At 58.1% G+C, this 26,967-nt stretch carries 22 protein-coding genes; 11 read left to right on the forward strand and 11 right to left on the reverse strand.

Going from position 1 to position 26,967, the window contains the following annotated elements; translation table 11 throughout:
- Positions 1 to 1,249: autotransporter-associated beta strand repeat-containing protein (locus NP603_RS04725; protein ID WP_256609776.1), on the reverse strand; the 1,249-nt coding region annotated here is incomplete at its 3' end.
- A 388-nt stretch (positions 1,250 to 1,637) separates the two neighbouring features.
- On the opposite strand from NP603_RS04725, the gene nifB reads away from it, so the two are divergent.
- The 7 genes from nifB (at position 1,638) to NP603_RS04760 (ending at position 6,720) form a co-directional block, all read left to right on the forward strand.
- Positions 1,638 to 3,131 (forward strand): nitrogenase cofactor biosynthesis protein NifB, encoded by a 1,494-nt coding sequence (gene nifB, locus NP603_RS04730; protein WP_064042575.1) that lies wholly within the window; start codon positions 1,638 to 1,640, stop codon positions 3,129 to 3,131.
- Between the two features lie 89 nt (positions 3,132 to 3,220).
- On the forward strand, positions 3,221 to 3,505 hold the full coding sequence (locus NP603_RS04735; protein WP_054763154.1) for a 4Fe-4S dicluster domain-containing protein: 285 nt from the start codon (positions 3,221 to 3,223) through the stop codon (positions 3,503 to 3,505).
- A 5-nt stretch (positions 3,506 to 3,510) separates the two neighbouring features.
- Positions 3,511 to 3,936 carry an ArsC/Spx/MgsR family protein gene (locus NP603_RS04740; protein ID WP_256609777.1) on the forward strand — a complete coding sequence of 142 codons (426 nt, stop codon included), beginning with the start codon at positions 3,511 to 3,513 and terminating at the stop codon, positions 3,934 to 3,936.
- Entirely contained in the window at positions 3,933 to 5,213 is a 1,281-nt protein-coding gene (locus NP603_RS04745; protein WP_256609778.1) for an FprA family A-type flavoprotein, read from the forward strand. The genes NP603_RS04740 and NP603_RS04745 overlap by 4 nt, the downstream gene beginning before the upstream one ends.
- A 204-nt stretch (positions 5,214 to 5,417) precedes the next feature.
- The gene (locus tag NP603_RS04750) at positions 5,418 to 5,705 is read left to right on the forward strand and encodes a 2Fe-2S iron-sulfur cluster-binding protein (RefSeq protein ID WP_054763155.1); all 288 of its coding nucleotides are present in this window, start codon (positions 5,418 to 5,420) and stop codon (positions 5,703 to 5,705) included.
- A gap of 20 nt (positions 5,706 to 5,725) precedes the next feature.
- The gene (locus tag NP603_RS04755) at positions 5,726 to 6,076 is read left to right on the forward strand and encodes a 2Fe-2S iron-sulfur cluster-binding protein (protein WP_256609779.1); all 351 of its coding nucleotides are present in this window, start codon (positions 5,726 to 5,728) and stop codon (positions 6,074 to 6,076) included.
- Between the two features lie 41 nt (positions 6,077 to 6,117).
- Positions 6,118 to 6,720 (forward strand): nitrogen fixation protein NifQ, encoded by a 603-nt coding sequence (locus NP603_RS04760; protein ID WP_256609780.1) that lies wholly within the window; start codon positions 6,118 to 6,120, stop codon positions 6,718 to 6,720.
- A gap of 241 nt (positions 6,721 to 6,961) precedes the next feature.
- Here NP603_RS04760 and NP603_RS04765 read toward each other — a convergent pair whose 3' ends face one another.
- From NP603_RS04765 to NP603_RS04770, 3 genes are all read right to left on the reverse strand, one after another.
- Positions 6,962 to 7,231, reverse strand: coding sequence for a BrnA antitoxin family protein (locus NP603_RS04765; RefSeq protein WP_256609781.1), 270 nt, complete (start codon positions 7,229 to 7,231; stop codon positions 6,962 to 6,964).
- Positions 7,215 to 7,514 carry a BrnT family toxin gene (locus NP603_RS21975; protein WP_371928754.1) on the reverse strand — a complete coding sequence of 100 codons (300 nt, stop codon included), beginning with the start codon at positions 7,512 to 7,514 and terminating at the stop codon, positions 7,215 to 7,217. The genes NP603_RS04765 and NP603_RS21975 overlap by 17 nt, the downstream gene beginning before the upstream one ends.
- A gap of 315 nt (positions 7,515 to 7,829) precedes the next feature.
- Positions 7,830 to 10,076: a TonB-dependent receptor gene (locus tag NP603_RS04770; RefSeq protein ID WP_256609782.1), complete on the reverse strand. Its 2,247-nt coding sequence runs from the start codon at positions 10,074 to 10,076 to the stop codon at positions 7,830 to 7,832.
- 953 nt (positions 10,077 to 11,029) lie between these two features.
- On the opposite strand from NP603_RS04770, the gene NP603_RS04775 reads away from it, so the two are divergent.
- The gene (locus NP603_RS04775) at positions 11,030 to 11,518 is read left to right on the forward strand and encodes a TlpA family protein disulfide reductase (RefSeq protein WP_256609783.1); all 489 of its coding nucleotides are present in this window, start codon (positions 11,030 to 11,032) and stop codon (positions 11,516 to 11,518) included.
- A gap of 130 nt (positions 11,519 to 11,648) precedes the next feature.
- Positions 11,649 to 12,974, forward strand: coding sequence for a cyclic di-GMP phosphodiesterase (locus NP603_RS04780; RefSeq protein ID WP_256609784.1), 1,326 nt, complete (start codon positions 11,649 to 11,651; stop codon positions 12,972 to 12,974).
- Here NP603_RS04780 and NP603_RS04785 read toward each other — a convergent pair.
- From NP603_RS04785 to NP603_RS04805, 5 genes are all read right to left on the reverse strand, one after another.
- Positions 12,959 to 16,033, reverse strand: coding sequence for a multidrug efflux RND transporter permease subunit (locus NP603_RS04785; protein WP_256609785.1), 3,075 nt, complete (start codon positions 16,031 to 16,033; stop codon positions 12,959 to 12,961). The genes NP603_RS04780 and NP603_RS04785 overlap by 16 nt on opposite strands.
- Positions 16,030 to 19,107 carry an MdtB/MuxB family multidrug efflux RND transporter permease subunit gene (locus NP603_RS04790; RefSeq protein ID WP_256609786.1) on the reverse strand — a complete coding sequence of 1,026 codons (3,078 nt, stop codon included), beginning with the start codon at positions 19,105 to 19,107 and terminating at the stop codon, positions 16,030 to 16,032. Before NP603_RS04790 ends, NP603_RS04785 begins: the two co-directional genes overlap by 4 nt.
- On the reverse strand, positions 19,104 to 20,294 hold the full coding sequence (locus NP603_RS04795; protein ID WP_256609787.1) for an MdtA/MuxA family multidrug efflux RND transporter periplasmic adaptor subunit: 1,191 nt from the start codon (positions 20,292 to 20,294) through the stop codon (positions 19,104 to 19,106). Before NP603_RS04795 ends, NP603_RS04790 begins: the two co-directional genes overlap by 4 nt.
- Positions 20,295 to 20,401: 107 nt before the next feature.
- A complete protein-coding gene (locus NP603_RS04800) occupies positions 20,402 to 20,677 on the reverse strand; it encodes a cupin domain-containing protein (protein WP_256609788.1) in 276 nt (91 codons plus the stop codon).
- A gap of 63 nt (positions 20,678 to 20,740) precedes the next feature.
- A complete protein-coding gene (locus NP603_RS04805; protein WP_256609789.1) occupies positions 20,741 to 22,198 on the reverse strand; it encodes a GumC family protein in 1,458 nt (485 codons plus the stop codon).
- 314 nt (positions 22,199 to 22,512) lie between these two features.
- Here NP603_RS04805 and NP603_RS04810 point away from each other — a divergent pair, with 314 nt between their 5' ends.
- Together NP603_RS04810 and NP603_RS04815 are read left to right on the forward strand one after the other, a co-directional pair.
- Positions 22,513 to 23,736 (forward strand): cyclic di-GMP phosphodiesterase, encoded by a 1,224-nt coding sequence (locus NP603_RS04810; RefSeq protein WP_256609790.1) that lies wholly within the window; start codon positions 22,513 to 22,515, stop codon positions 23,734 to 23,736.
- 44 nt (positions 23,737 to 23,780) lie between these two features.
- Positions 23,781 to 24,938 carry a cyclic di-GMP phosphodiesterase gene (locus tag NP603_RS04815; RefSeq protein ID WP_256609791.1) on the forward strand — a complete coding sequence of 386 codons (1,158 nt, stop codon included), beginning with the start codon at positions 23,781 to 23,783 and terminating at the stop codon, positions 24,936 to 24,938.
- On the opposite strand, the gene waaC is transcribed toward NP603_RS04815, so the two are convergent.
- Positions 24,935 to 25,954, reverse strand: a complete 1,020-nt coding sequence (gene waaC / locus NP603_RS04820) for a lipopolysaccharide heptosyltransferase I (protein ID WP_256609792.1) — start codon at positions 25,952 to 25,954, stop codon at positions 24,935 to 24,937. The two genes, NP603_RS04815 and waaC, sit on opposite strands and share 4 nt — an antisense overlap.
- Entirely contained in the window at positions 25,951 to 26,964 is a 1,014-nt protein-coding gene (waaF, locus tag NP603_RS04825) for a lipopolysaccharide heptosyltransferase II (protein WP_256609793.1), read from the reverse strand. Before waaF ends, waaC begins: the two co-directional genes overlap by 4 nt.
- Positions 26,965 to 26,967 lie beyond the last annotated feature (3 nt).

Here is a 26,967-nt window from a genome sequence, read left to right on the forward strand (position 1 = left end):
CGCTGCCGGCCGTGGTTTTGTCGGCACCGTTGCTGCCGGCCAAAACGGCGCTGACGTTGCCGGATTGCAGTATGAATTTGCTATCCGAAGTCAGCGTCCCGGTGCCACTGATCGTGCCGGATTGCAGTGTGACGCCGGCGACGCTGTCGCTGAACGCGCCCATTGCAAGCGTGCCGCCATCGACGACGATACTGGAGCCGTCGGCGAATACATTGCTGGCGCCCAAGGCCAGGCTGCCGGCGCTGATCGTGGTCGTGCCGGTGTAGCTATTGGCGCCGCTCAAGGTAACGCTGCCGACCGTGGTTTTATCGGCGCCCTGGGTTCCGGCCAGAATGGCGCTGACGGTGCCGGATTGCAGTATGAATTTGCTATCCGAGGTCAGAACCCCGCCGCTGCCGCTGATGGTGCCGGATTGCAGCGTGACGCCGGCGACGCTGTCGCTGAACGCGCCCATTGCAAGCGTGCCGCCATCGACGACAATACTGGAGCCGTCGGCGAAGACGTTGCTGGTGCCCAACGCCAGGCTGCCGGCGCTGATCGTGGTCGTGCCGGTGTAGGTATTGGCGCCGCTCAAGGTAACGCTGCCGGCCGTGGTTTTGTCGGCACCGTTGCTGCCGGCCAAAACGGCGCTGACGTTACCGGATTGCAGTATGAATTTGCTATCCGAAGTCAGAACCCCACCGCTGCCGCTGATCGTACCGGATTGCAACACGACACCGGCGACGCTGTCGTTGAACGCGCCCATTGCAAGCGTGCCGCCATCGACGACGATACTGGAGCCGTCGGCGAAGACGTTGCTGGCGCCCAAGGCCAGGGTACCGGCGCTGATCGTGGTCGTGCCGGTGTAGGTATTGGCGCCGCTCAAGGTAACGCTGCCGGCCGTGGTTTTGTCGGCGCCCTGGGTTCCGGCCAGAATGGCGCTGACGGTGCCGGATTGTAAGTCGAATGCGCTGTTCGAGGTCAGCGGCCCGCTGCCTTGCAGCACGGCGTTGGCGGAAGCCAGGGTGAATTTTTGCACGGTTGCGGCAACATCCAGATCCAGGTTGTCGTCGGTATTCAGCACCGCGTCGTCGGCATTGCCCGGCACGGCGGCGCAGCTCCAGTTGCCGTCGCTGGACCAGACCGAGTCGCCGCCCTCCCAGGTACAGACAGCGGCCGCGGCGGGATCAGGCAAGGACAGAAACGCTACGCCCAACCGGAACGAAAATCCTAAAACGCCCATCGCGGCGGGAGAACGAAACCTGTTCATAAGCGTTGGCCCTGCTCCATATTAAGGTCGTAGACGCGTTATCCGTTGGGTTGGGCGGCAGCGCAGCCCTATTCGCCAGGGAGGCGAATGTTGATTTATGTGAAGTCTATCACGCGGATTGCGGCATCACACTCGAAATAGTAGGGTTTTCACCGTGAAGTTGCCGCGCCGGGCTCGGTTATATCCGACCGCAAAACCCAATTTTTTCCGAAATTTCCACAATTCCGCGCCGCGGTTTGTGCTCTTGCAAACATCGGCCTGTGATATTTGCGACAAGCTAAACGGTGTTGGATTGTAAAACATATGTAAATCAGTATGTTATGGATAAATAAGAACTGGCATGCCCTGTGCTACCTCTCTTGCAACCCATTTAAGCGAGGTGAAGATCATGGAATTGCCAGTTTTGAACGAAACTCCCGCGGCCAGCGCAGGCGGCTGCTCCTCCCACTCCTGCGGCTCATCCGACGACCAATTAGGCCATTTGTCCGACGAGATCCGGGCCAAAGTGGAAAATCATCCGTGCTATTCGGAAGACGCCCACCATTATTTTGCCCGCATGCACGTCGCGGTGGCGCCGGCCTGTAACATCCAGTGCCATTACTGCAACCGCAAATACGACTGCTCCAACGAGTCGCGGCCGGGCGTGGTTTCGGAACTGTTGACGCCGGAACAAGCGGTAAAGAAAACCATGGCGGTGGCGGCCAACATTCCGCAAATGACCGTGCTCGGCATCGCCGGCCCTGGCGACCCGCTGGCCAATCCGGAACGCACCTTCGAAACCTTCCGCCGCCTGAGCCAGGATGCGCCGGACATCAAACTGTGCGTATCGACGAATGGCCTGGCTTTGCCGGAATCGGTCGAGGAACTCTCCAAACACAACATCGACCACGTCACGATCACGATCAACTGTGTCGATCCGGAAATCGGTGCCCAAATCTATCCGTGGATTTTCTGGGAAAACAAACGGATCAAGGGCGTGAAGGGCGCGAAGATTCTGATCGAACAGCAGCAAAAAGGTCTGGAAATGCTGACCGCCAGAGGCATTCTGGTCAAAGTCAACTCTGTAATGATTCCCGGCGTCAACGACAAACACTTGGCCGAAGTCAGCAAAATCGTCAAAGCCAAGGGCGCTTTCCTGCACAACGTCATGCCGCTGATTGCCGAAGCCGAACACGGCACCTTCTACGGCGTAATGGGCCAACGCGGTCCGACTCAGGATGAGTTGATGGACCTGCAAGACGCCTGCTCCGGCGACATGAACATGATGCGCCATTGCCGGCAATGCCGGGCCGACGCGGTCGGTCTGCTGGGCGAAGACCGCGGTGACGAGTTCACGATGGACAAGATCGAGGCGATGGAAATCGATTACCAATCGGCGATGGAAAAACGCAAGGTGATTCACGAAGCGATTGCCGAGGAAATGCACAGCAAGCGCGCCGCGAAAGCCGAAAAAGCCGCCAGCCACGCCGACGAGCCCAAACTGAACACCCGTCCGGTGTTGATGGCCATCGCCACCAGTGGCCAGGGCGTGATCAACCAGCACTTCGGTCATGCCAAAGAGTTCTTGATCTACGAAGCCTCGCCGGACGGCGTGCGCTTCATGAGCCACCGCAAAACCGATCTGTATTGCAGCGGCGACGACACCTGCGGCGACGGCGAGAGCGTGTTGCAACGCACGATCCGGGCGCTGGAAGGCTGCGAAGTGGTGCTGTGCTCCAAGATCGGCTACGAGCCTTGGGACATGCTGGAGCAAGCCGGTATCCAACCCAACGGCGAGCACGCGATGGAACCGATCGAGGACGCGGTCATGGCGGTTTATAAGGAAATGGCCGCGGCCGGCAAGCTGGATGAGAGCAACGCCGAGCAGCGCGCAACCGCTTAACAACCCCGGCCGGGTTGCACAACGCAAACTCGGCCATCGAATCCAATGCCGGGTTACGGCCGTAACCCGGCCTGCATAGGACGAACGTCATGGCTCTACAAATCATTGAATCCTGTGTCAACTGTTACGCCTGCGAGCCTTTGTGCCCGAGCAAGGCGATTTTCATGTCCAGCAAAGCAGGGCATTTTCGGATCAATCCGAACAAATGCACCGAATGCGAAGGCGATTACCAGGATACCCAATGCGCCAGCATCTGCCCGATCGAAGGCGCGATCCTGGATGCGAACGGCATTGCCGTCAACCCGCCCGGTTCGTTGACCGGCATCCCACCGGAAAGAATGGCCGAGGTGATGGCGGAACTCCAAGCCCACTGACGGCTATGGCTACCGTCCACTTTTACGAGAAGCCGGGCTGTTTGAACAACACCCGGCAGAAACAGCTATTGAGCGCAGCCGGCCATTTGCTGGTGGTCTACGACTTGTTGCAACAGCCCTGGGCCAAGCAGCAGGCCAAGCTGCGTTCGTTTTTCGGCGACAAGCCGGTGGCGGAATGGTTTAACCGCAGCGCGCCGGCCATCAAGCAGGGTTTGATCGATCCGGCAGCGCTCGACGAACAACAGGCGATTGCGTTGATGGTGGAACAACCCTTGTTGATCCGGCGGCCGCTGATGGAAGCGGACGAGCGGCGAGTGTCCGGCTTCGACGAAGCCGAAGTCGATGCCTGGCTGGGATTGAAATCCGCGCCGAGCGGCAAAGATCTGGAAACCTGCCCGCGCCAAGCCCACGCCGAGGCGTGCAGGCCATGAACGGCGTCAAGCTGGAAGGCGACGACGGCACGCCGATTGCCGTGCCGCTATCCGAGCGGGTGCATTGGGTCGGCGCCTTCGACCCGAATCTGCGCATCTTCGACATCATTTTAAAAACCGCCAACGGCACCAGCTACAACGCCTATGTCATCCGCGGCAGCGACGGCGTTGCGGTGATCGACACGGTCAAGGAAGGCTTCGCCGGCGACTTTTTTGCCCGGCTGGAAAGCGTCGCCGCTTACAGCGAAATCAAAGTCATCGTCCTCAATCATCTGGAACCGGACCACACCGGGGCGTTGCCGGAACTGATGCGACGGGCACCGCAGGCGCAATTGTTCATTTCCCAGAAAGCGCAAACGATGCTGAAAGGTTTGCTGAAGCAGGATACCTTGAGCTTTACGCCGGTGGTGACCGGCGATTCGGTGTCGCTGGGCGACCGCAGTCTGGAGTTTTTGCACACGCCGTATCTGCATTGGCCCGATACGCAGTGCACCTACGCCCCGGAAGAAAAGATGCTGTTTTCCGGCGACGTGTTCGGTTGCCATTTCTGCGACAAGCGTCTGTTCAACGACAGCGTCGGCGATTTCCGCTTCTCGTTCGAATACTACTACGCCCACATCATGCGGCCGTTCAAGGAGTACGTGGTGCGGGCGCTGGAGTTGATCGAACCGTTGCCGCTGACGCTGATCGCGCCGACCCACGGCCCGATTCTGCGCGACCGGCCGCAGCACTACATCCAGCGCTACCGGCAACTCTCCAGTCCGGCCTTGCACAACGAACTCAGCCCCAATCAGAAAACCCTGCTGATTTTTTACATCAGTTCCTACGGCAATACCCGGCGCATGGCCGAGGCGATTTACCAGGGGGCGATGCAGGTCGAGGACGTGCGGGTGTCGCTGTACGACCTGGAAGGCGGCGAGGTTGGGCCGTTCGTCGATCTGATCGAGGAAGCCGACGGCCTGGTGCTGGGCACGCCGACCATCAACGGCGACGCGGTCAAGCCGATCTGGGACCTGTTGTCGTCGCTGGCGGTCGTGAATCTGAAGAACAAACTGGGCGGCGTGTTCGGTTCCTACGGCTGGACCGGCGAGGGCGTGCGTCTGGTCGAGGACCGTTTGCGCGGCCTGAAATTGCGGGTGCCGATTCCGGGCTTGCGGGTGAAATTGATCCCGACCGACGACGAAATCCTGGAATGCACGGCCTTTGGCTTGGAACTGGCGCAGGAGTTGACCGGCGCCCGCTTATCGAAAGTGATTAATTTTGCGGATCTGGCCTGAGCCGGATGCGTGTTCAACAGTTTTAGACATACGTCACGCGTTGAGCCGGTGCAGTAGGCCGGCTAAGCCGATCCCAGGACGGATAGGCGAACCCCGCCGGCTTTCGAGCGGGCGGGAATCGGGAATCTTTGCGGATTCCAAAACGGCAGTCCTCAGATTGGAGGTTGCCGAGATGACACTTAAATAGCGTAAGGAGTTTTTTCAATGGCCAAAGCGACCATTACATTCGAAGACATCAACGTCACCGTCACCGTACCTGCCGGGACCCGAATCATCGAGGTTTCCGAGAAGGTCGGTTCCGGTATTACCTACGGCTGCCGAGAGGGCGATTGCGGCACCTGCATCATGAAAGTGACGTCGGGCTGGAATCATCTGACCGAGCCCTCGGTATTGGAAGACAAAATTCTGCGGGAAAACATGGCCGGCAAGCACAACCGTCTGGCCTGTCAGGCGCAGGTGTTGGGCGGCGAGATTTCCGTCAAACCGGTGTAAGCCGTTCAAGGAGACAACACATGGCATTAGTCACATTTTCAAGCCCGGAATACCGGGACAAAACCGTTTACGCCGTCGCCGGCAGCCACACCCAAACCGTGTTGAAGTTGGCGCTGGAAAACAAAATCCCCATCAACTTCGAATGCGAAGACGGGGAATGCGGTACCTGTCTGGTCAAAGTCACCAGTATCGACAAGAAAAACCAACGCATGGGCGGTCCGCTGACCGAAAAAGAAAAAGCGGTGCTGAAACAGCTTGGCAAGGTCACCAGCGAAGAGCTGGAGAAAATGATCGTCGACGACCTGCCCTGCGAATGGCGTCTGGCCTGCCAGATGATCGTCAGGGACGAAGACATCCGCGTTGAGTATTAGTCCGTTCCATCCCTAAACGCCGGAGGACCGAAATGAATTGCATGCCTGCTGTAGAACCGACCCAAACCATTCCGAGTCTAGCGGTTACGCCAAAGTCACGGCAGCAAATTTATCAGGAACTCGCGGCGTGCGCCGGCTGGTCGCCCAACAGCGTCTGGCTGGCGCAAATCATCGCCAGTTGGGCGGTGGGAGAGGGCGCGTTGCCGGATCGGCTGGGTTTGGCGCCTGAGCAATTCGTCGCGTTGCTGGCCAGCCATTTTCCCGGGTACGCGTTGGATGAGGCCGCTGTGTCCGGCGTCACACTGGATTACAGCCGGATGCTGGAAAAGCAGGATCTGGAAACGCTATTGCGCCAATTCGCCGCGCAACCGGGCGCCGATACCGAATGGCTGATTGCGCTGATCGTCGCCGCCTGCCTGGGCAGCGACCATTTGTGGCAGGATTTGGGTTTGTGGTCGCGCGCCGATCTGTCGGCGATGCTGGCCTACAACTTCCCCGACTTGGTCGCGCGCAACAGCAAGGATATGAAATGGAAGAAATTTATGTACAAACAGCTCTGCGAAGCCGAGGGTTTGTACGTCTGCCGGGCGCCGTCCTGCGAAGTCTGCAAGGACTACCAGCAGTGTTTCGGGCCGGAGGATTAATGGGCTGAGGTAAATTCCGGTTAGAGCCCTCAGGCAAATCAAAAGTGCTAATGTAAATAGCAGACTCAGGGGCGTTGAGTTTAGGAACCGGACCAAGCGCGAATGATGAGGTGTAAGTTGTATACGTATCGGCATCAATTGGCATTAAAAATCAAGCCTTTTGGGGGTGATGCCGCAGATCGTTGTTGATACGGGGTATTTCACGACCCCAAACGATATGGATTGTCCATATCGGGTACGCTCAAGATTGGCCTTGCGCTTTTTCCTGCAGCCAAATCTTGATTAGGGATTGATAAGGCACATCACGGGCATTGGCCGCCGCTTTAATCGAATCCAACAGATGCTGTGGCAGCCGCAGGGAAATGGTTTTGGTGGTTGGCTTGAGATTGGTGAACACCACTGGCTGAGCTTGATGCCAATCCAAATATTCAGTGGAATCGTGAGTTTCCCAAAATTGTTGTTCTTCGGTTTCAGTAGAAAATTCCGGAATTTTTTTAAGGTGCTTGCTCATAAATGCTCCGTTCTTTTTTGTGCATGTCTCTCGCCGAGATGACGCGGATATGGCTATTTTGCCGGCGCAAAGTAAACGTGATGTGTAACAAACGGTTTTGATGCGTTCTGCCGAGCGCGTGAAACCTCGGTTCCTGGTGGCTATGTCTAACGTCTGCCAGCAGAAGCAAAGGCGCGTTAAAGAACACCTGCTCAGCCTCCGCTGTCGAAACCCCGTGTTTGCTGTTTTTAAGGCTGTTACCGTCGTCCCAGTCGAAGCCAATTATCGCGGATAAATCAATCATTTTTTTGTATATTATGAAAATATACAGGCTGATACAAGGTCTTTGAGATAAGCTCCATTTTGTGTCATCGGTTGCCAATCATTTCCAGGGTCGCAAGTTGGGTGTAACAACGCGAAACCCAGCAGGGGCCTTGAGAATAACCCAGTTTCGTTGTATCGGAAATTTTTTGAAACTCAAAGCTATGGGCTTCGAAGCTGGATTTCATAATCACTGAACCCTGCCCAATCGTTTCCACTACCGGAAAACCGTAAATATTGGCGGCAGAGCCAAAATTCGGTTTACCGGCGTGGATTCGCCAATACCAATACGCGTCGATCAGAAACTTATTGCACCTTCGACGAAGAACGTTCTTTGCGGATAAGGATGGAAGACATATGCGGTTTTGTCGGTCAAGTTGTTGATACCGAAAGATACTCGGCTTTTTGCCGGTTTACCCAATAGGTCGTATTTGAACCGGTAGCTGGTTTTGAAATCCAGGAAGAAAAAACCGTCCTGGGAACCGAAGACATTGTTCACGTTGTCGTTATTATCGATATCGTTGAATGAATCGTTGGTATATCTACCCGCCATCGATACATCCCAGACTTCGCTAACATGGTAAGTCGCCAAAGCGTTGAAACGCCATTCGGGTAAGCGGATACGCTGTTTGCCGGTTAAATTGAATCGGGTGTTGGTACCGTTCGCTTCCCTGAAAAACAAGTCGGGGCCGCCATCCTCGACAATTGCGTTCATCCACGTAGCGTTGAAGTTCAGGTCGAAATCACTACCCAACACCCGTTGCTGATCGTAAATCAATTCGACGCCGGTGGTGCTGGTAGCCGGTATGTTCTGAAACGCATTCTCGGTCAAAATGCCGCTGGCGCGGCGGACTTGCTGGATAGTATTGCGAATGTCGTCTCTGAACACGTTGACGCGCACGTAACCCGAGTTCAGCCCGTACTCAATCATGAAGTTGTGGTGCCAACCATCCTCGGGTTTCAAGCTGGCGTTTGCGGTGGTGAGACTGGTAGGCGTGCTGAGGTTTTGATACATCTCGGCAATGACCGGAAATCGGTAAGCTCGGCCGAACGAGTAGCGGAATTTCCATGGGCCGGGTTCGAAACCGAGCGATGCTTTCGGTGAAATCGCATCGTCGCTGCGGTCCGGTAGCGGCGTGTTGGAACCTACACCGCTGGAAGCCAGCCACCATTCGTAGCGCGCACCCAATGTCAAATCCCAGTCCGGTGCAAAGTGGTAAGCGAACTGGCCGAAAAAGGCATTGGTCGTAACTTCGCCTTGATTGCGGCGGCTGACCGTTTCGGGGCCGACGCGGTTACCGTTATAACTGTTGAATGAAAATTGCTTGAAGTCCAAGTTGTAGTTGTCGAAATGGTAACCGGTCAAAAATTCCAACGGCTTCCAGCCGAACAGCTCGCGAGTGCTTAGCTTCAAGTCGTAATTTTTCCAGTTGAAATCATCGAACACCTGCAATTGGCCGGTGTCCTGGTTGCGCGGATCGTTGGGCGAGAAAAACGCGGTTCGGCGTTCGTCTTTGATAACGTCGAGGTAACTGAAGGTAGTATCGATATCCCATCTTTCGGAGATGGCCCCTTTCAACTGCATGCCGATTTGCATGGTTTGCCGCTCGTCTTCGGACGGGCCGAAACCGCTATTGAGGACATTGAAAGTACGCCCGCTGAATACGGCGTCGCGGGAATTGGTATTGCCGTCGCCGAAATAGGCGCCGCTGGCGGAAGTCAGGTAATTTCGAGGATCAGTTGCTTTGCGGGTTCTTTCTTCGAATGCTCCGGTGAAGATTGCCTGTAAGTCGGGAGTAATGTCATATCCCAATTTAAGTTTGACCAAGTCTGTGTTAACTAACTCTGGTCCTGTATCGCCGTAGATGTAGCTCGGAGTCCCCCGCGTATCCAGCACTGGTACTGCGCCGGAAACAGGAGTTTGGGCGCCGGTAGGATTGCCCAAGCCTGTGTTGTCGATAAAGTAGCTCATCGGCTGGCTTTCGGCTTCAAGGCGATTATAAGACAACAAAACCGACCAGTCGTCGAGCCGATTGCCGTACGAGAAAAACTGGCGGTTGCCGTCGAAGTTGCCGCTGTCGGCCCCCAGATTCTCCCAAGGTTGGGCGAAATAACTGGCTTCAGCGTAGTATTCTTCTTTCATCGGCATATGGGTTTTGATATTCACCACCCCACCGATCGAGTTGCCGCTATATTCGGCCGAGAACGGACCGTAAACCACGTCCACCGCGTCGATTTCGTTGGGGCCGACCATGGACCAGCGCGGGGCGCCATTGAATGAGAATTGTAACTGGTTGTGTAACGGTAATCCGTCGGCGTAAACCATGTTTCTCGCGGTCGAAAACATATCCGCACCGCGAATGCCGAGTACGCCGTTCGGATCGCCAATGTAGCGTTGCCGGATTTGTAGACTTGGCTGATATTTGACGGCTTCTTCAGTGGTCTGCGCATTCTGCCGTTCGATTTCGGCGCGTTTCAGTCGCGTGGACGGAGACGTAAAATGAGAATCCTTTGCTACAGCTTCGGTAACGACCATTTCTTCCATAACATCAATATTCTCAGCGGACGTGTCTGAGTCGACTTGGGCCGCCTTGGCTACTTTAGCAGGAGCTTGCTTGCCCGCTTCTTTTGTATTTTGAATTTGATCGTTCTTTTTACCGGCGGTGTCCGCCGCCGAAACGATGCCGCTGGAGAGTGCTAACAACACCGCTGTGGATAAAATGCTCCGCTTCTGCGAAAAACGGGGTGAAACGTAGTTAGATGGATTCTGTCGATTATTCACGCGTAATCTCTGTTGTTGTTATTTTCTACTCGATTACCCGGCATGTCGCCGACAATCGTCGTTGAAGTATTTATCTGGTTTTACCTACCACGTCCAGACGTTACCGGGCTAAACCCGATGTCCGACATCCTGGTGTCGAGTCGCGAACTATGTCGAAGGAGGCTGGACATCGAAGCTAGACGCGCTTTTTGTAACTATAGGAAGTGCTTCGCCGAATGCAGGATTCGAGCCATGGAATAAGATTTTGATTTTATTTTATATTTGTTCCCTTCAATAAAAAAACTATGTTAAATAACTGTGCGTGGTTGAGTGATATGCACGATTTAGCGTTTCCTTATGGCATGGTTTGCCGGTTTCGTTTCGCCAGATCACCGATATGCGTTACTTTCGACATTTTCGAGAAAACCTAACGTTTTTTCTTATTCGATTGGGAGCGTGATGTCGCCCTGTTACCTGATGGTGGGGGGCGGAGCTGAGGATGTTTTTATTAATCTATGTTAAATAGCTCAATGTTGTGTAAGAAAATCTTTACGCATTAAGGATTAAGGTTAGGCGGCTTACGCCTGCTTGGCTGGCATTCTTGCGAGTCAAGATGTTTGTTGGTGCGCGGATAGAGTTAAAATCGGTCGGCAATATTGAAAGAAAAATAAAAAACAGTTCGAATCGGCCGCCATCCGGCCCGAATTTATCGATTTATTCTTCAGGGAACATAATTCATGAAAATCAAGCCAATTATTTTCGGGTTCGTGTCAATGCTGAGCTACACCGGATACACGCTGGCCGAACAAACACCGATAAAGCCCTTCATGCCCGGCAGCTACCAGCAAATTCTGGCGGCGAATGCAGGCAAACCGTTGATGCTGGCGATCTGGTCGGTCGATTGCCCGTCGTGCCTGAAGGACATGGCCGTCATCAACCAATTGCACGACAAACACCCGGCGTTGAAGATCGTGATGTTGGCGGCAGACGAGGCGGAGGCGATGCCGGAGATTCAACGCATTGTCGATACCCACAAACTGGGCGCGCTGGAAAACTGGGCCTTTAGCGGCGACAACCCGGAAAAGTTGCGTTACGAGATCGATCCGGCTTGGTACGGCGAACTGCCCAGAACCTATTTTTTCGATGCCGCCCACCAGCGTGAAGGTAAAAGCGGGGCGATGACGCTGGAAGAATTCGAGGTCCGGCTCGCCAAACTCAAAATATAAACCGGCGTGCCGCCGATTCTTTTATTGCAGCGGAAATGTAAATATTTTGTCGGAATTTTCCGACTGTTGTCAGAATAACATTCCCCAATTTGAACTAGGCTTGAGCCAGTGTTTGGACAAATGGAATCGCATGGCAATAGCAGATTGGTGGCCGTTCCGCCGCCGTAAGAAAAAATCGCTGCAGAGTAACGTAAACGTTTACGACGTTAACCAGCGGGTTTATACGCCGGTGGCTCAGCTCAAGCTTGGCATGTACGTGATCGAGTTGGACCGTCCCTGGCTGGACAGTCCGTTTCTGTTTCAGGGTTTCGAACTGCAAACCGAGGAAGATATCCGCAGGGTGAGAGAGGTCTGCGAATACGTGTACATCGATGTCACCAAAAGTCGGAAGAAGGTGGTCGAGTACAAAGGCTCGCAAGAGAACCTGTCGCTGGACAGCATCGCCGATTTCCCGCCGCCGCCGCCGAAATTGAGCGTATTCGAGAAGGAAATCGACCGCGCCGAGGCGGTGTACCAGGAAATGGGCGTGCTGGTTGCCGATTTCATGGAACGCATCGCCCGCGGCGAAGGCGTCGATACCAAGGCCGCCAAGGCGGCAGTGGCCGAATGCGTCAACAGCATTTTGCATTCGCCGGATGCGTTTTTATGGCTGAGCCAATTGAAAAACAAGGACCAATATACTGCTCAGCACAGTCTGAACGTCTGTGCCCTGGCCATCGTATTGGGCCGGCACCTGAACTTTTCGGTGTCCAACCTGAATCTGGTCGGCCTGTGCGGAATGATGCACGACATGGGTAAGATGCTGATTCCGCTCGAGATTCTGAACAAGCCGGGCAAGCTGGACGACGCCGAAATGGAAATCATGCGCTCGCATACCTCGTTGGGCCACGAGTTGCTGAAATCCAGCAAGGACATGTACACGGGGGCTATCGACACGGCGCTGGCCCACCACGAAACGTTGGACGGCAAGGGCTATCCGCGGCGGATCAAGGATAAGGGCATATCCTTGTTTACCCGGATGGTGACGATCGTCGATATTTACGATGCGATGACCAGCGACAGGGTGTACCAGAAGGGCCGCACTCACCTGGAGGCGACCGGTATTCTGTCCAACTTGAGCGGCAGCCAGTTGGACGGGCGCTTGGTCGTCAAATTCATCGAAGCCTTGGGGGTTTATCCGCCGGGCAGTCTGGTGCAGATGACCAACGGTGCGGTGGCGATCGTGGTCGAAGTCAACGAACTGGTGCGGCTGCGGCCCAAAGTCATCATTTTGCTGGATCCGGAAGGGCAGCCGGTCGAGGAAAGGGTAGTCAATCTGGCCGACATGGAATTAGACCGGCGCGGCCAGGTGTTAACCATCAAAAGCATTGTCCGGCCGCAGGATTACGGCATCGACATCGGCAAGTATTACCGCCAGGGCGTATTGCAAAAAGGCTTCGCTTACGGCAGATCCTGAGAATGCCGGCGCCGGCCGCTCAGGCGGTCCAGCGTCAAATACACCACCGGCGTCGTGTACAGCGTCAGCAGTTGGCTGACCAGCAGGCCGCCGACAATGGAAATCCCCAGCGGCTGGCGCAATTCGGCGCCGTAACCCGAGCCTAATGCCAACGGCAACGCCCCCAACAGCGCCGCCAGCGTCGTCATCATAATCGGCCGGAAGCGTTGCAGACAGGCGGTGAAGATGGCCTGTTCCGCGTCCAGGCCCTGTTCGCGTTGCGCGTGCAGCGCAAAATCGATCATCATGATTGCGTTTTTCTTGACGATGCCGATCAACAGAATCACGCCGATCAGTGCGATGATGCTGAATTCGGTATCGCAGGCCATCAGCGCCAGCAACGCGCCCATGCCGGCCGACGGCAGCGTCGACAGAATGGTCAGCGGATGGATAAAGCTCTCGTACAAAATGCCCAGCACGATGTAGATGCTGAACAGCGCCGCGGCGATCAGCCAGGGTTGGTTGCGCAGCGATTCCTGGAACGCCTTGGCCGAACCCTGGAAACTGCCGCGCACCTGTGCCGGTGTGCCGATGTTGCGCAGCGTGCGCTCGATCAGGCGCGTGGCGTCCGACAACGACACGCCCGGTTTCAGATTGAAGGATACCGTCGCCGCGGCGAATTGGCCCTGGTGGTTGACGGTCAGCGGCGTGTTGCCTGGGCGGAATTCGGCCAGCGTCGCCAGCGGCACCTGGGTTCCGGCATCGGAGCCGACATACAGTTGCCTTAACGTCTGCGGATCGCTCCAATAGCGCGGCGCCAGTTCCATCACCACCCGGTACTGGTTCAGCGGTTTGTAAATCACCGATACCGGGCGCTGGCCGAAGGCGTTGTTCAGCGCGCTATCGATCGCCGCCTGGCTGACGCCGAGCCGGGCGGCCCGGTCGCGGTCCACCTGCAGCGCGATTTGCCGGCCCTTGTCCTGCTGGTTGGTGTTGACGTCGGCCAGTTCCGGCAGCTCCGCCAACGCCGCGACAATCTTCGGCGTCCATTCCCGCAGCAGGTTCAGATCGTCCGATTGCAGCGCGAATTCGTATAGCGCCGCCGAGCCGCGGCCGCCGATGCGCAGGTCCTGCACCGGTTGCAGAAACAGGCTGGCGCCGGGCTCGTCGGCCAGCTTTTCCCGCAATTGGCGGTTGATCTCGGCGATTGGGCGGTCGCGTTGCTCCGGCGGCTTCAAGATCGCGAACATCAAGCCGCTGTTGCTGTTCTGCATGCCGCCGGCGAAGCCGACCACGTCGTTGATCGCCGGGTCCTGGCGCAGGATTTCGGCAAAGTCGCGCAGTTTGTGCTGCATGGCCTGGAAGGAAATGCTCTGGTCGGCCTGAATCGTGCCGCTGAGCCGGCCGTTGTCCTGCACCGGAAAAAAGCCTTTCGGCACGATGACGTACAAATACACATTGGCGGCGATACAGGCGCCGAGAACCACCAACATCAGCCGCGGATGGCGCAGCGCCCAGTGCAGACTATGGCGGTAACCGTCGCGGCATTTACCGAACAACGCCGCCATCGTCGCCGACACACGGCCGGCCGGTCGCGGCGGTTCCAATTGCAGCCAGTGTGCGCACAGCATCGGCGTCACCGTCAGCGATACTACCAGCGATACCAATACCGCGGCGGACAGCGTCACGGCGAATTCGCGAAACAGGCGGCCGACGATGCCGCCCATCAGCAGGATCGGGGTAAACACCGCGATCAACGACAAACTCATCGCCAGCACGGTAAAACCGACTTCGCCGACGCCGCGCAATGCGGCCTGCAGCGGCGGTAGGCCTTGTTCCAGATGGCGGTTGCTGTTTTCCAGCACCACGATCGCATCGTCCACGACAAAACCGGTCGCGATGGTCAGCGCCATCAACGACAAATTATCCAGGCTGTAGTCGCATAAATACATCACGCCGCAGGCACCGATTAGCGACACCGGCACCGCCACCACCGGAATCAGCGCAGTGCGCAGGCGGCGCAAGAACAACAGCACCACCATGATCACCAGTGCGACGGCGATCAGCAGGCTGCGTTCCACTTCGGCTACCGAAGCGCGTATGGTTTGCGAGCGGTCGGAAACCACCGACAGTTCGACCGCGGCCGGCAACAGCGCGCGCAGTTGCGGCAGCATCGCTTTGACCCGATCCACGGTTTCGATGATATTGGCGCCGGGCTGCTTGTTGACAATCAACAATACCGCCGGTTTGCCGTTTTTCAGGCCGGTACTGCGCAAATCCTCCACCGAATCCACCGCAGTGCCCAGATCGGCAATCCGTACCGGCGCGCCGTTGCGGTAAGCGACGATCAACGGCAGATAATCCGCCGCGCGCTCCACCTGGCCGTTGGTTTGTATTTGCCAGTGGCGCTCGCCGCTTTCCAGCGCGCCTTTGGGCCGATTGGTGTTGCCGGCGGCGATGGCGGCAGCGACCTGGTCCAGGCCTATGCCGTATTTAGCCAGCGCATCCGGATTCAGTTCGACTCTGACCGCCGGCAAGGAACTGCCGCCGGCCGTAACCTGGCCGACGCCGGCTAGTTGGGCGATTTTCTGCGCCAACACGGTCGAGGCGGCGTCGTACATTTGACCGCGGCTCAGCGTGGTCGAGGTCAGGGCCAGAATCAGAATCGGCGAATCGGCCGGATTGACTTTGCGGTAACTCGGCCGGTTCGGCAGATTGGCCGGTAACAGGCTGGCGGCGGCATTGATCGCGGCCTGCACGTCGCGGGCCGCGCCGTCGATGTCGCGGCTCAGATCGAACTGCAAAGTGATGCGGGTGTTGCCGAGCGAGCTGGCCGAAGTCATTTCGCTGATGCCGGCGATCCGGCCCAACGCGCGTTCCAATGGCGTTGCCACCGTCGCCGCCATGGTTTCCGGCGAGGCACCGGGCAAGCTGGCGCTGACCGAAATGGTCGGGAAATCGACTTGCGGCAGCGGCGCTACCGGCAATTGCAGAAAGGCCAGCAGGCCGGCCAGCGCCAAGCCCAGCGTCAACAAGGTCGTAGCGACCGGACGGCGGACGAACAGTGCCGAGAAATTCACCGGCCCTCTCCGCGCAGCCGGCGCGCCCAACGGTCCAGGCTCAGGTAGACCACCGGCGTGGTGTACAGGGTCAGCAATTGGCTGAGCAGCAGGCCGCCGACCATGGCCGTGCCCAACGGCTGGCGCAGTTCGGAACCGACGCCGCCGCCCAGCATCAACGGCAATGCGCCGAGCAGCGCGGCCAGCGTGGTCATCAGAATCGGCCGGAAACGCAGCAGGCAGGCCTGGAAAATCGCTTCCCGCGGCGGCAAGCCCTGGTTGCGTTCGGCGTCCAGCGCGAAGTCGATCATCATGATCGCGTTTTTCTTGACGATGCCGATCAGCAGCACGATGCCGATCACGCCGATGATGCCGAGATCGTCGCCGGCGACCAGCAGGGCGAGCAAGGCGCCGACGCCGGCCGACGGCAGCGTCGACAGGATGGTCAGCGGATGGATGTAACTTTCGTAGAGCACGCCGAGGACGATGTAAACCGTGACCACGGCCGCCAGTATCAGCCACAGCGTATCGGCCAGCGAAGCATTGAAGGCCAGGGCCGCGCCCTGGTAATCGAACTGGATCGCCAACGGCAGGCCGATCTCGCGTTTGGCGGCTTCGATGTCGTTCAGCGCGTCGCCCAGCGCGGCGCCCGGCGCGAGGTTGAACGACACCGTCGTCGCCGGAAACTGGTCGAGGCGGTTGACCGCCAGCGGCGTCTGCCGTTCCGACAGCCGGGCCAACGCCGCCAGCGGAACCTGTGCGCCGCTGGCGGACGCCACCCGCAGTTGCAGCAGTTGTTCCGGCCCGGCGGACTCGCCGGCCGCGGCTTCCAAGACCACCCGGTACTGGTTGGACTGGGTGAAAATGGTCGAAATCAGGCGTTGGCCGTAGGCGTTGTACAAGGCGTTGTCGATCGCGGCGACGCTGACGCCGTAGCGCGCTGCGCTGCTGCGGTCTATTTCCAGATAGGCTTGCAAGCCGCGCTCTTGCAGATCGCTGGCGACGTCCGCCAACGCCGGCTTGCTGCGCAAGCGGTCAAGCAAGCGTTGGCTCCAGAGCGCCAACTCGCCGGCGTCGACAGTCTGCAGCGTGAATTGGAATTGGGTACGGCTGATCCGGTTTTCCAAGGTCATGTCTTGTACCGGTTGCAGATACAAGGCGATGCCGGCGACTTTGGCCGCGCCGGCCTGCAGCCGGCCGATAACCTCGGCGGCGCTGTCGCGTTGGTCTTGCGGCTTTAGCGCGATCAGAAACCGGCCGCTGTTCAAGGTCGGGTTACTGCCGTCTACGCCGATGAACGAGGCTAGGTTGGCGACCGCCGGGTCGGCCAGAATCCGTTCGGCCAGCGCCGTTTGCCGTTCCGCCATGGCCGCGAACGATATGCTGGGCGGCGCTTCGGAAACGCCTTGGATCAGACCGGTGTCCTGAATCGGGAAAAAACCTTTAGGAATCGCCAGATAAAGCGCGACGGTCAATGCCAGCGTCGCGAAACCGGCCAGCAGCGTCAGGCCTTGCCGTTGCAGCACCCATTCCAGGCTGCGGCCGTAGGCGGCGATGGTCCTGCCGATCGGACCGCGGCCGGCGCCGGTTTCGGTTGGCAGCGGCCGCAGCATTTTCGCGCACATCATCGGCGTCAGCGTCAGCGAAACCACGGCCGAAATCAGAATGGCCACGGCCAGCGTGATCGCGAATTCGCGGAACAGGCGGCCGACCACGTCACCCATGAACAGCAGCGGAATCAGTACCGCGATCAGCGAAACCGTCAGCGAGATAATGGTAAAGCCGATCTGGGCCGAGCCTTTCAACGCGGCTTGCAGCGGCGATGCGCCGCGCTCCAGGTAACGGGAGATGTTTTCGATCACGACGATGGCGTCGTCGACGACGAAGCCGCTGGCGATGGTCAAGGCCATCAAGGTCAGATTATTGATGCTGAAGCCGGCCAGATGCATCGCGGCAAAGGTGCCGACCAACGATAGCGGCACGGCGACCGCCGGAATGGCGGTCGCCGGCAGATTGCGCAAAAACAGAAAAATCACCATCACCACCAGCGCCACCGCCAGCATCAACTCGAATTGGACATCGTGAACTGAAGCCCGCACCGTGGCGGTACGGTCGCTCAATAATTTCAGTTCCACGCTTTCCGGCAGCGTGGCCTGCAATTGCGGCAACAGCCCGACGATGCGGTCGGCGACTTCGATGACGTTGGCGCCGGGCTGGCGCTGAATGTTGACGATGACGGCAGGTTTGGCGTCGGCCCAGGCCGCTAGCTTGACGTTTTCGGCGGCATCGATCGCAGTGGCGACGTCGCCCAGTTTGACCGGGGCGGCGTTTTTGTAGGCGACTACCAAATCGCGGTATTCGGCGGCGGAACGCAATTGGTCGTTATTGTCGATGATCGCCGAGCGGGTGGGGCCGTCGAACAGGCCTTTGGGCTGGTTGACGTTGGCGGCGGCGATGGCTTGGCGCAAATCGTCCAGGCTCAGGCCGTAAGCCGCCAGCGCCTGGGGGTTGGCCTGAATCCTGACCGCCGGGCGCTGGCCGCCGCCGATCGTCACCGCACCGACACCGGGCAGTTGCGAGATTTTTTGCACCAGCCGGGTATCGGCCAAATCCTGGACTTTGATCAAAGGCAAACTGCGCGAGCTCAAGGCCAGCGTCAGGATCGGCGCGTCGGCCGGGTTGACTTTGTTGTACAGCGGCGGCAGCGGCAGGTCGGGCGGCAGGAAATTGTAGGCGGCGTTGATTGCGGCTTGTACCGATTGTTCGGCGATATCCAACGCCAGGCTCAAATCGAATTGCAGCGTAATCAGCGAGGCGCCGCCGGAACTGGACGAGGACATTTGCCGCAGGCCCGGTATTTGCCCGAATTGGCGTTCGAGCGGCGCGGTGATCGCCGACGTGGCGACTTCCGGGCTGGCGCCGGGGTAAAGCGTCGTCACCTGGATCGTCGGATAGTCGACCTGCGGTAGCGCCGAAATCGGCAGCAGCCGGTAAGACAGCACGCCGGTCAACAGCAGTGCCAACATGATCAACGATGTCGCGACCGGGCGCTCGACGAACCGGCGCGACGGATTGAAACCGTCGGCGTCGCTCACGGCTGGGATGCGGCGACAGCCGGCGCCGGCCGGCCGGCTATCTTGACTGCCGCCCCGTCGCGTAGGCGGTCGGCGCCGTCGACCACCAGGGTTTGCCCGGCATCCAAACCTTCCAGGATGGCGACGGTTTCGCCGGCCGCCGGTCCGGTTTCGACTTGCCGTACCGTCACGGTATTGTCGGTATTGACCAGGTAGACGTAGGCGCCGGCAGCGCCTTGTTGGATGGCGGCATTCGGCGCCAGCACCGTGTCGCGCAGCAGGTCGAGCCGCATTTTGACGTTGACGAACTGGTTGGCGAACAAGGTGTGGTCCGGGTTGTCGAAAACAGCTTTCAATTTCAAGGTGCCGGTGCCGGGATCGATCTGGTTGTCGATTGCCAGCAATTTGCCGACCGCGAGTTTTTGCCGGCCGGCGCGGTCGTACGCCTCGACCTCCAATGCCGTGCCGGAGCGCCAGCGCGCCATCACGGCCGGGGCCTGGTCTTCCGGCAGCGTGAACACCACCGAAATCGGCTGCATTTGCGTGATCACCGCCAGGCCGTTGATATCGCTAGCGCGCACCATATTGCCCTGGTCGACCAGGCGCAGGCCGATGCGGCCGGAAATCGGCGCACTGATTTTGGTGTATGCCAGTTGCAATTTGGCGTTTTCGACCTGAGCCCGGTCGATTTCGACCGTGCCGCGGTATTGTTTGACCAGGGCCGCCTGAGTCGCGGTCTGTTGGGCGGCGATCGAATCCTGTTCCAGTAAGGTCTGGTAGCGGGCCAGGTCGAGTTCGGCGTTTTTCAGTTGCGCTTCGTCGCGCAGCAGTTGGCCTTGGGCTTGCTCCAATTGGACTTGGAACGGGCGCGGGTCTATTTCCGCCAGCAACTGGCCTTGGCGCACGTTGCTGCCCTCGTTGAACGCAACTTTGACCAGTTCGCCGTCGACGCGGGAGCGCACCGTCACGGTATGCAGCGGCGTGACGCTGCCCAGTCCGTGCAGATAAATCGGCATGTCGCCGCGCCGGGTTTGGCCGGTGGCGACGCTAACCGGCAACGGCTCGGATTTGCCGTTTTGGCCGGACTCCTGTTGCCGGCCCGGGCGATCCGCCAGCCAGTAGGCGGCGCCGGCTACGCCGAGCGCGGCGGCTAATAGCCAGACGATTCTGCTGCGCCGGCCGTCCGGGCGATGTGGTGTCTGTTGCATTGTGTTCGGTGCTGCCTGAGTGCCTGTCCGGAACTGCGCTTGGGCCTAATCAAAGCAAAAAGGCATCCTAGGATGCCTTTTCGAACCATGCCCGCAAGCGGCGAGGGTCAATCGTAGTGGTAATGTTTGCGCAACGGTTTGACGACTTCCCAGTGGCTGTCCAGACCGGCGTGAAACATGACCAGATCGCCCGGCACAATTCTGACCGGTTCGCCGCCGACCGGTGTGACGACGATTTCGCCTTCCAGCACGTAAGCGGTTTCTGTTTCGTCGAAATCGATGGTGAAGGTAGAGATTTCTTTTTCCCAGATCGGCCAGCTCGCGACGCCCAGTTCCTGCAAACGCTCTTCGCTGGGGTTGTGCTCTACGGTAATTTGGCTCATGAATTTCCTTGGTGGCTTAAGTTAAACGGAAGCCGGATTCTAGCATTGATGCGCCTGCGGCGCCTAGGATTGGGAGTGGTCGTCCGGCAACGGTTTCGGATCGTTCCAGCGCCTGAGCTGTTTGACTTGGTCGAATTCGACGTGGGGCGGGGGTTGCTGCTCGGCCAGTTCCGGGGGGGCATGCTGGTAGAGTTCGTATGCGGTGACGCTGTTGATGGTGGCCAGTGTCGGCTCCTTACCGAGGTAGTCGCGCAACCAGACGGCCAGCAAGGCCAGCGCCAGACAGCCTGCGCCGGCAATTGTGGCTTGTACCGGATAATCCGGCCGGATCGGGCTATCCGGCAACGAGGCCCAATCCACCACATCCAATTGCGGATTACTTTGCCGCTGTTTGACTTCGATTTCGACCAGGCGTTGCCGGGTTTGCCGTTGCAATTCTTCCAGTTTGGCCAGTTCTTCCAGCATGGCCTGGTGTTGGGCGAAGCGGTTGGTGTAATCGGCGGCCCGTTGTTTGTGGCGTTCCAGGTCCTGGCGCAGGTTTTTTACGGCGTAGCGGGCGGCGTTATAGGCATTCTCGGCTTCCTGTTCGGCGAAGCGGCTGGCGGCTTGTTCCTTTTCGGCGATTTTACGTTCCAATTCCGCCAGTTGGGATTTGACTGTGCGCAGGGTCGGATGGAAATCGATATATTCGTCGGTGTATTGGCTGCGTTGGCGTTCCAGCGTTTCCCGCAGTCTTTCGGCTTGCGCAGTCAATACCGCGAGGCTTTGCGAATCGGCATCGGCTACCACGGATTTGCCGGCCGCCAGCGCCTCGCGGATCGCGTCGAGCGTCGCTTTGGCCTTGGTTTCCTCTTCCTCGGCAGCGTTTAGCGCAGTATTAAGCCCTTGTAGTCGGGCGTGGGCTTCGTTGTCCGTGCTTTGCAGCGAGACGATGTTATGTTCACGGCGGAAGGCTTCGACGGAACGGCGCTGGTCTTGTACTTGTCGGTCCAGGCGCTGCAATTCGGCGTTGATGTCGGCCGTGGCTTTATCGCTGATTTCGGCGATATACTCACTGCGGCTTTGTTGGTAGGCCCTGATCCAGGTGTTCAAGGCTAACTGCAAAAACCGCGGGTCTTGACCTTCTGCACTCAACTGTACCAGGTTGGTATCGGCGAGCGGATTGACCTGAAACAACGCTTTGAGCTGGTTTACGCCGACATGCTGCGCGTTTCCGGCCTGATTCAGCACTGCCGCGGTGGTTTCCAGCACACTGTGCCCAAGCAATACTTGTTTCTGAATGCTGACGTGTTCCAGGTCTGCCACGGCGTGGGCTTGGTCGATTTCCCCCGCTGCCGTGGTCAGTACCAGCGCCTGGCTCTGGTAAACCGCGGGTTGCAAAAAGACGTAAGTTTCGGTGGCGGCCAACGCCGGCAGCAACACCAAAAAAAACAGGTATCTGCGCCGCAACCGTTTCGGAGCCGGTTCCGGAATGAAAAAATCGTCGGTGTCGATGTGGAAATCGTTGTGGTTCAGCAGCATAACGATTCTCTCCGCGGAAGTGGCCGGTCAGGCGCTATTCTGATTGTTCGCGAGCATGCTCCGCCGCCGAATGGAACGGCGACCGGAGGTTTGCAGCATGATGGCGGATGCAGTGTAAACCTTTCTTAAAATCTGGCAATTGAATTATTACCGCCGGCGCTACCCGAATAATCGGCGGTTAATTGTGACTGGCCGCATAATTATTGGCGCAATTTTGCGGGTTTATCGCCGAATAACTATAGGGTGCGGCGGCGGACTGTATTAAGCTTTACCGGTTAATTAATTTTTTAGAATATCGGGAAGTTTTTGCAGGTATGAAACAGAAAGACGACGGCTGGTTGCGGATTCACGTCTACGAATTGAGAGTCGGTATGTGCGTATGCCGGCTGGAAGACCCGCGCCAGGAGTCGCCGTTCCTGTTCGACCGCATCGTCATCGAAAGCCAGACCGATATCAAGACGCTGCAGGACATTTGCGATTACGTCTATATCGACGTCAAGTGGCAGAAGTCCTCGGCCGGCGCGATCCCGACCCGGGGCACCGATTCCATCAAGCATCTGAGTTTCGCCCGTTCGTTCAACCAGACCGCGAATACCTTCCACCGGACCGGCAATCTGATCAAAACCGTTTTGGACGACATCCGCTTCGGCAACCAGTTCAGCGTCAGTGCGGTGAAGCAGGCCGTGGCCGATACGGTGGACAAAGTGATGGAAAATCCGGACGCGATGCTGTTGCTGACCCAACTCAAGGACCAGGACCAGTACACCGCCCAGCATTCGATGAATGTCTGCGTGCTGTCGATATTGCTCGGGCGCGAACTGAATTATTCGGTCGACGAACTGAACAAGCTCGGGTTCTGCGGCTTGATGCACGATGTCGGCAAAATGAAAGTCCCGCTGGAAATTCTGAACAAACCCGGCAGGTTGGAAGACGACGAAATGGTCATTATGCGCCAGCATACGCTGCATGGCCGCAACGTGCTGATGTCGGCGCGCAACGCCTATCCCGGCGCGGTGGATGTGGCCTACGCCCACCACGAGCATTTGGCCGGCACCGGCTATCCGCGCGGACTGGGCAAGAGCGCGTTGTCGCTGTTTACGCGTTTGGTGGCGGTGGTCGATACCTACGACGCGATTACCAGCGACCGGGTCTACCAAAGAGGCAAACCGCATCTGGAAGCGCTGGGCATTTTGGTGAAAGGTATGAACCAGCATTACGAAGCCAATTTCGTAACTCAGTTCATCAACTGTATCGGTTTTTATCCGCAAGGCAATTTGGCCGAACTAAGCAGCGGCGAAGTCGGTATCATCGTCGAACAAAATAGGGCCGACCGGCTGAAGCCGAAAATTCTGCTGATCCGGGACCAGAACAAACAACCGATTCCGGAACAGATACTCGATCTGGCGCTAACCGCTACCGATAAAGACGGCAAGCGTTACGGGATCAAGCAGATTATCCGGCCGCAGGATTACGGTATCGATTTGAGCCAATACTGCCGGGACGGTAAATTCAGCCAAGCTTATCCTGTAGTTTCTTGACCCCCCGAACGCGGCGGCCCGGACCGGATTCGGATAATTCTCCTATGGAAAAAAAGATCAGCGTCAGCCAATTGCGTAAAGGCATGTATCTCTGCGCTACCGACCGCAAATGGCTGGACTTACCGTTTTTCGCCACCAAATTCCTGATTCGTTCCGATGCCGAAATCGATACCTTGCGCCAGTATTGCCGCGAGGTGTCCATCGACTTGGCGAAGGGGCTGGATGTAGCCGAGCCGGAGCATGAAGTGACAACTCGGCCGGACCCGGCGGCCGTGCCGGAGCTGGAGCCGTTGCGGCAATTTCGGAGCCGCTTCGAAATTGTGTTGGACAGGATTCGCACCGGCTCCGGCTTAGATTACGGCGCCGCTGAGGACATTGCCTGCGATATTGTGCACGCGCTGGATAGCTGCGGTATATCGCTAAACGGGATAGAAGGCTGGCGCCTGATTGGCGACAGGGTAGCGCACAAATCAGTCAATGTCTGTGTGCTGGCGGCGGCTTTGGCGCGGCGATTGTCATTCTCGCCGGACCTGATGCGGCACACGGCAATCGGGGCGTTATTGCACGATCTCGGTTTGCTTACCCTGCCGCAAGCTATCATTGGCAAATCTTCGGAGCTGACCGACGCAGAGCGGTTGGACGTTCGGCAACATGTGGCAGCCGGCCTAGCTCTGTTGGCCGAGGTTACGGAGGTACCGGGCACGGTTGTGGATGTTGTCAGGGATCATCACGAACGGCCGGACGGCGCGGGCTATCCGCGCGGCTTGGCCGGCGGGCAAATCGGTTTGCCGGCCCGTATGGTCGGCGTCGCATCGGTCTACGAAGCCCTGCTTAGCGATCGCGCGGACCGGGCGGGGCAAGTCAAAGTCGAAGCGCTTCGGTATTTGTACCAGGCGAGTCCGGCACAATTCGACGCCGCGGCGGTCGCCGGCTTGATCGAGGTTTTGAATGTCTATCCGCCGGGATGCGTCGTCGAGTTATCCAACGGGGCGTTGGCGATGGTGGATGAGGGATCGGTTGACGACCCGAGCCGGCCGCCGTGTCGCATGATTGCCGATTCCAAAAAACAGTTGCTGTTTCAGGAACAACGCATCGATTTGAGCCAAGCCGCGCATTCCAATTTATCCATAGCGCGGCTTCTGGCGCCCGACGAGCCGTTTATCGAATTGCTCGCCAGCTTTGCGGCGATGGAGCGGATTTAACTTTCTGCCGTTTCCGCGGCGGGGGTTGGCAACAATTGTTTGGACAAGGCCACGATATCGGCTACCGGAATTTCGCCGATCGAAAAATCGTTTTTGTTCAGTTTGAACGGATCGACCGCGGACGGCGACTTCAGCACTTTGTTGATTTTAGTCTGGTAGACGCGGCTGACGGGTGTCGGGCCGAACAGGGTAATTGAAGGCCGGTTCATGCCCCAGGCCATGTGGGTCGGCCCGGTGTCGTTGCCGATGACCAGATCGGATTTGGCCACAACCGCTTTCAAGTCGTTCAGGTTCATCTGCGGCAACACCCGCGCCAGACTGCGTTCCGCCAGCCACTGCGCCATCCAGTGTTCCTTTTCGTTGCCCCAGCAAATCAGAAAATTGGCCTCCACGCCGAAAATCACCTGCAGATATTTTTCCAGCGGATAATTGCGGCTGGGCCAGGTGGAACCAATCACCAACAGGATATTGCTTTGTTGCTTGGAAAAATAATCTTCCAGCTCGATTTGCGGCGGCCGGAAAAACAGAAAAGGCCGTTTTTCCAGGATTTGATGGGTGCCGACCTCGAGCCCGAGCGGCCGGGTCAGTACCTTAACATTGCGGTCTATGGTGTTGGCATCGTAAGGGCAGGCGACGGTCTGGGCATAAAACCAGGCCGCCGTTTTTTCGCGGATCGAGTTGCGGTCGAAGCCGGCGCAATTGGCGGCCAGCAGCCGGCTGACCAAGGCGGATTTGATCAAGCCCTGGGCGTCGATCACCAGATCGTAGCCGTGTTGAGCATAACCGCGGACTTTGCCGATTTCGCCGAATATGCGTAGCTTATCGGTTTTCAGGGCCTTCAAATTCACCGGCAGCACCTGATCGATATGCGGATTGTCTGCCAGCAGTCCGGAGAAACGTTCTTCGACCACCCAGTCGATTGTCAGGTCCGGATAGACTGCCTTGATGAACTGCAAGGCTACCATCGCATGCACGATGTCGCCTAATGCCGACAATTTGACGATCGCGATTCTCATCGCTCGGCCTCCAGTGCGGCCAGCACCTGTTCCGGGCGCAGGTCGACCAGGCAACGCGTGTGGCCGAAAGGGCAGTCGCGCTTGAAGCAGGGCGAACATTCCAATTTCAGGGTCAGAATATGCGCGGCCGGATTCAGCGGCGGGGTAAAGCCGGGATCGGAAGAACCGTAAACGGCGACGATTTTTTTGTCCAGCGCGGCGGCAACGTGCATCAAGCCGGAGTCGTTGCTGATTACGGCGTCGGCCAGCGACAGCAAGTCGACCGCTTCGGCCAGCGAGGTTTCGCCGGCGAAATTGCGGCAGACGCCGCCGGTCAAATTAACGATGGTGTCGGCGACCGGCCGGTCTTTATCGGAACCGAACAACCAGACCTGCCAGCCTTCGCCGATTTTGGCGTTGGCGACGGCGGCGAAATGCTCGGCCGGCCAGCGTTTGGCCGGACCGTATTCGGCGCCGGGACACAGAGCCAGGATTTTTTTGCCGGCATCGATGCGGAATTTGTCGCTGACTTGGCGGCGTTGTTCGGCGCTGATCGCCAGTTGCGGAATCGGATAGGTCGGCGGCTGTTCGTTTGCAGCGGGCAGTCCCAGCGCGACAAAGCGCTGCACCGTCATGGTTAGCTGGTTTTTGTCCAGTCGGCGGGCGTCGTTGAGCAGGCCCCAGCGCAATTCGCCGAGATAGCCGGTGCGCAGCGGGATGCCGGCAAAAAAAGGCACCAGCCCCGACTTCCAAGAGTTGGGCAGGACGATGGCTTGGTCGTAACGGCCGCGAAGCTGGCGGCCCAAGCCAAACCGGGCGCCGAGGCCGAATTGGCCGTGGCCGAGCGGCATCGCTATGCCTTGCCGCACTTGCGGCATTCTTGCCAATAATGGCAAAGACCAGGCTGGCGCCAGGACGTCGATATGACAATCGGGGAGTCGTTGTTTTAGCGTGATGAACAGGCTTTGCGCCATCACCATGTCGCCGACCCAGGATGGGCCGACGACCAGGATGTTATGCGGGGAAGGCACGTC

This window comes from Methylomonas aurea (assembly GCF_024505045.1).
GTDB lineage: Bacteria > Pseudomonadota > Gammaproteobacteria > Methylococcales > Methylomonadaceae > Methylomonas > Methylomonas aurea.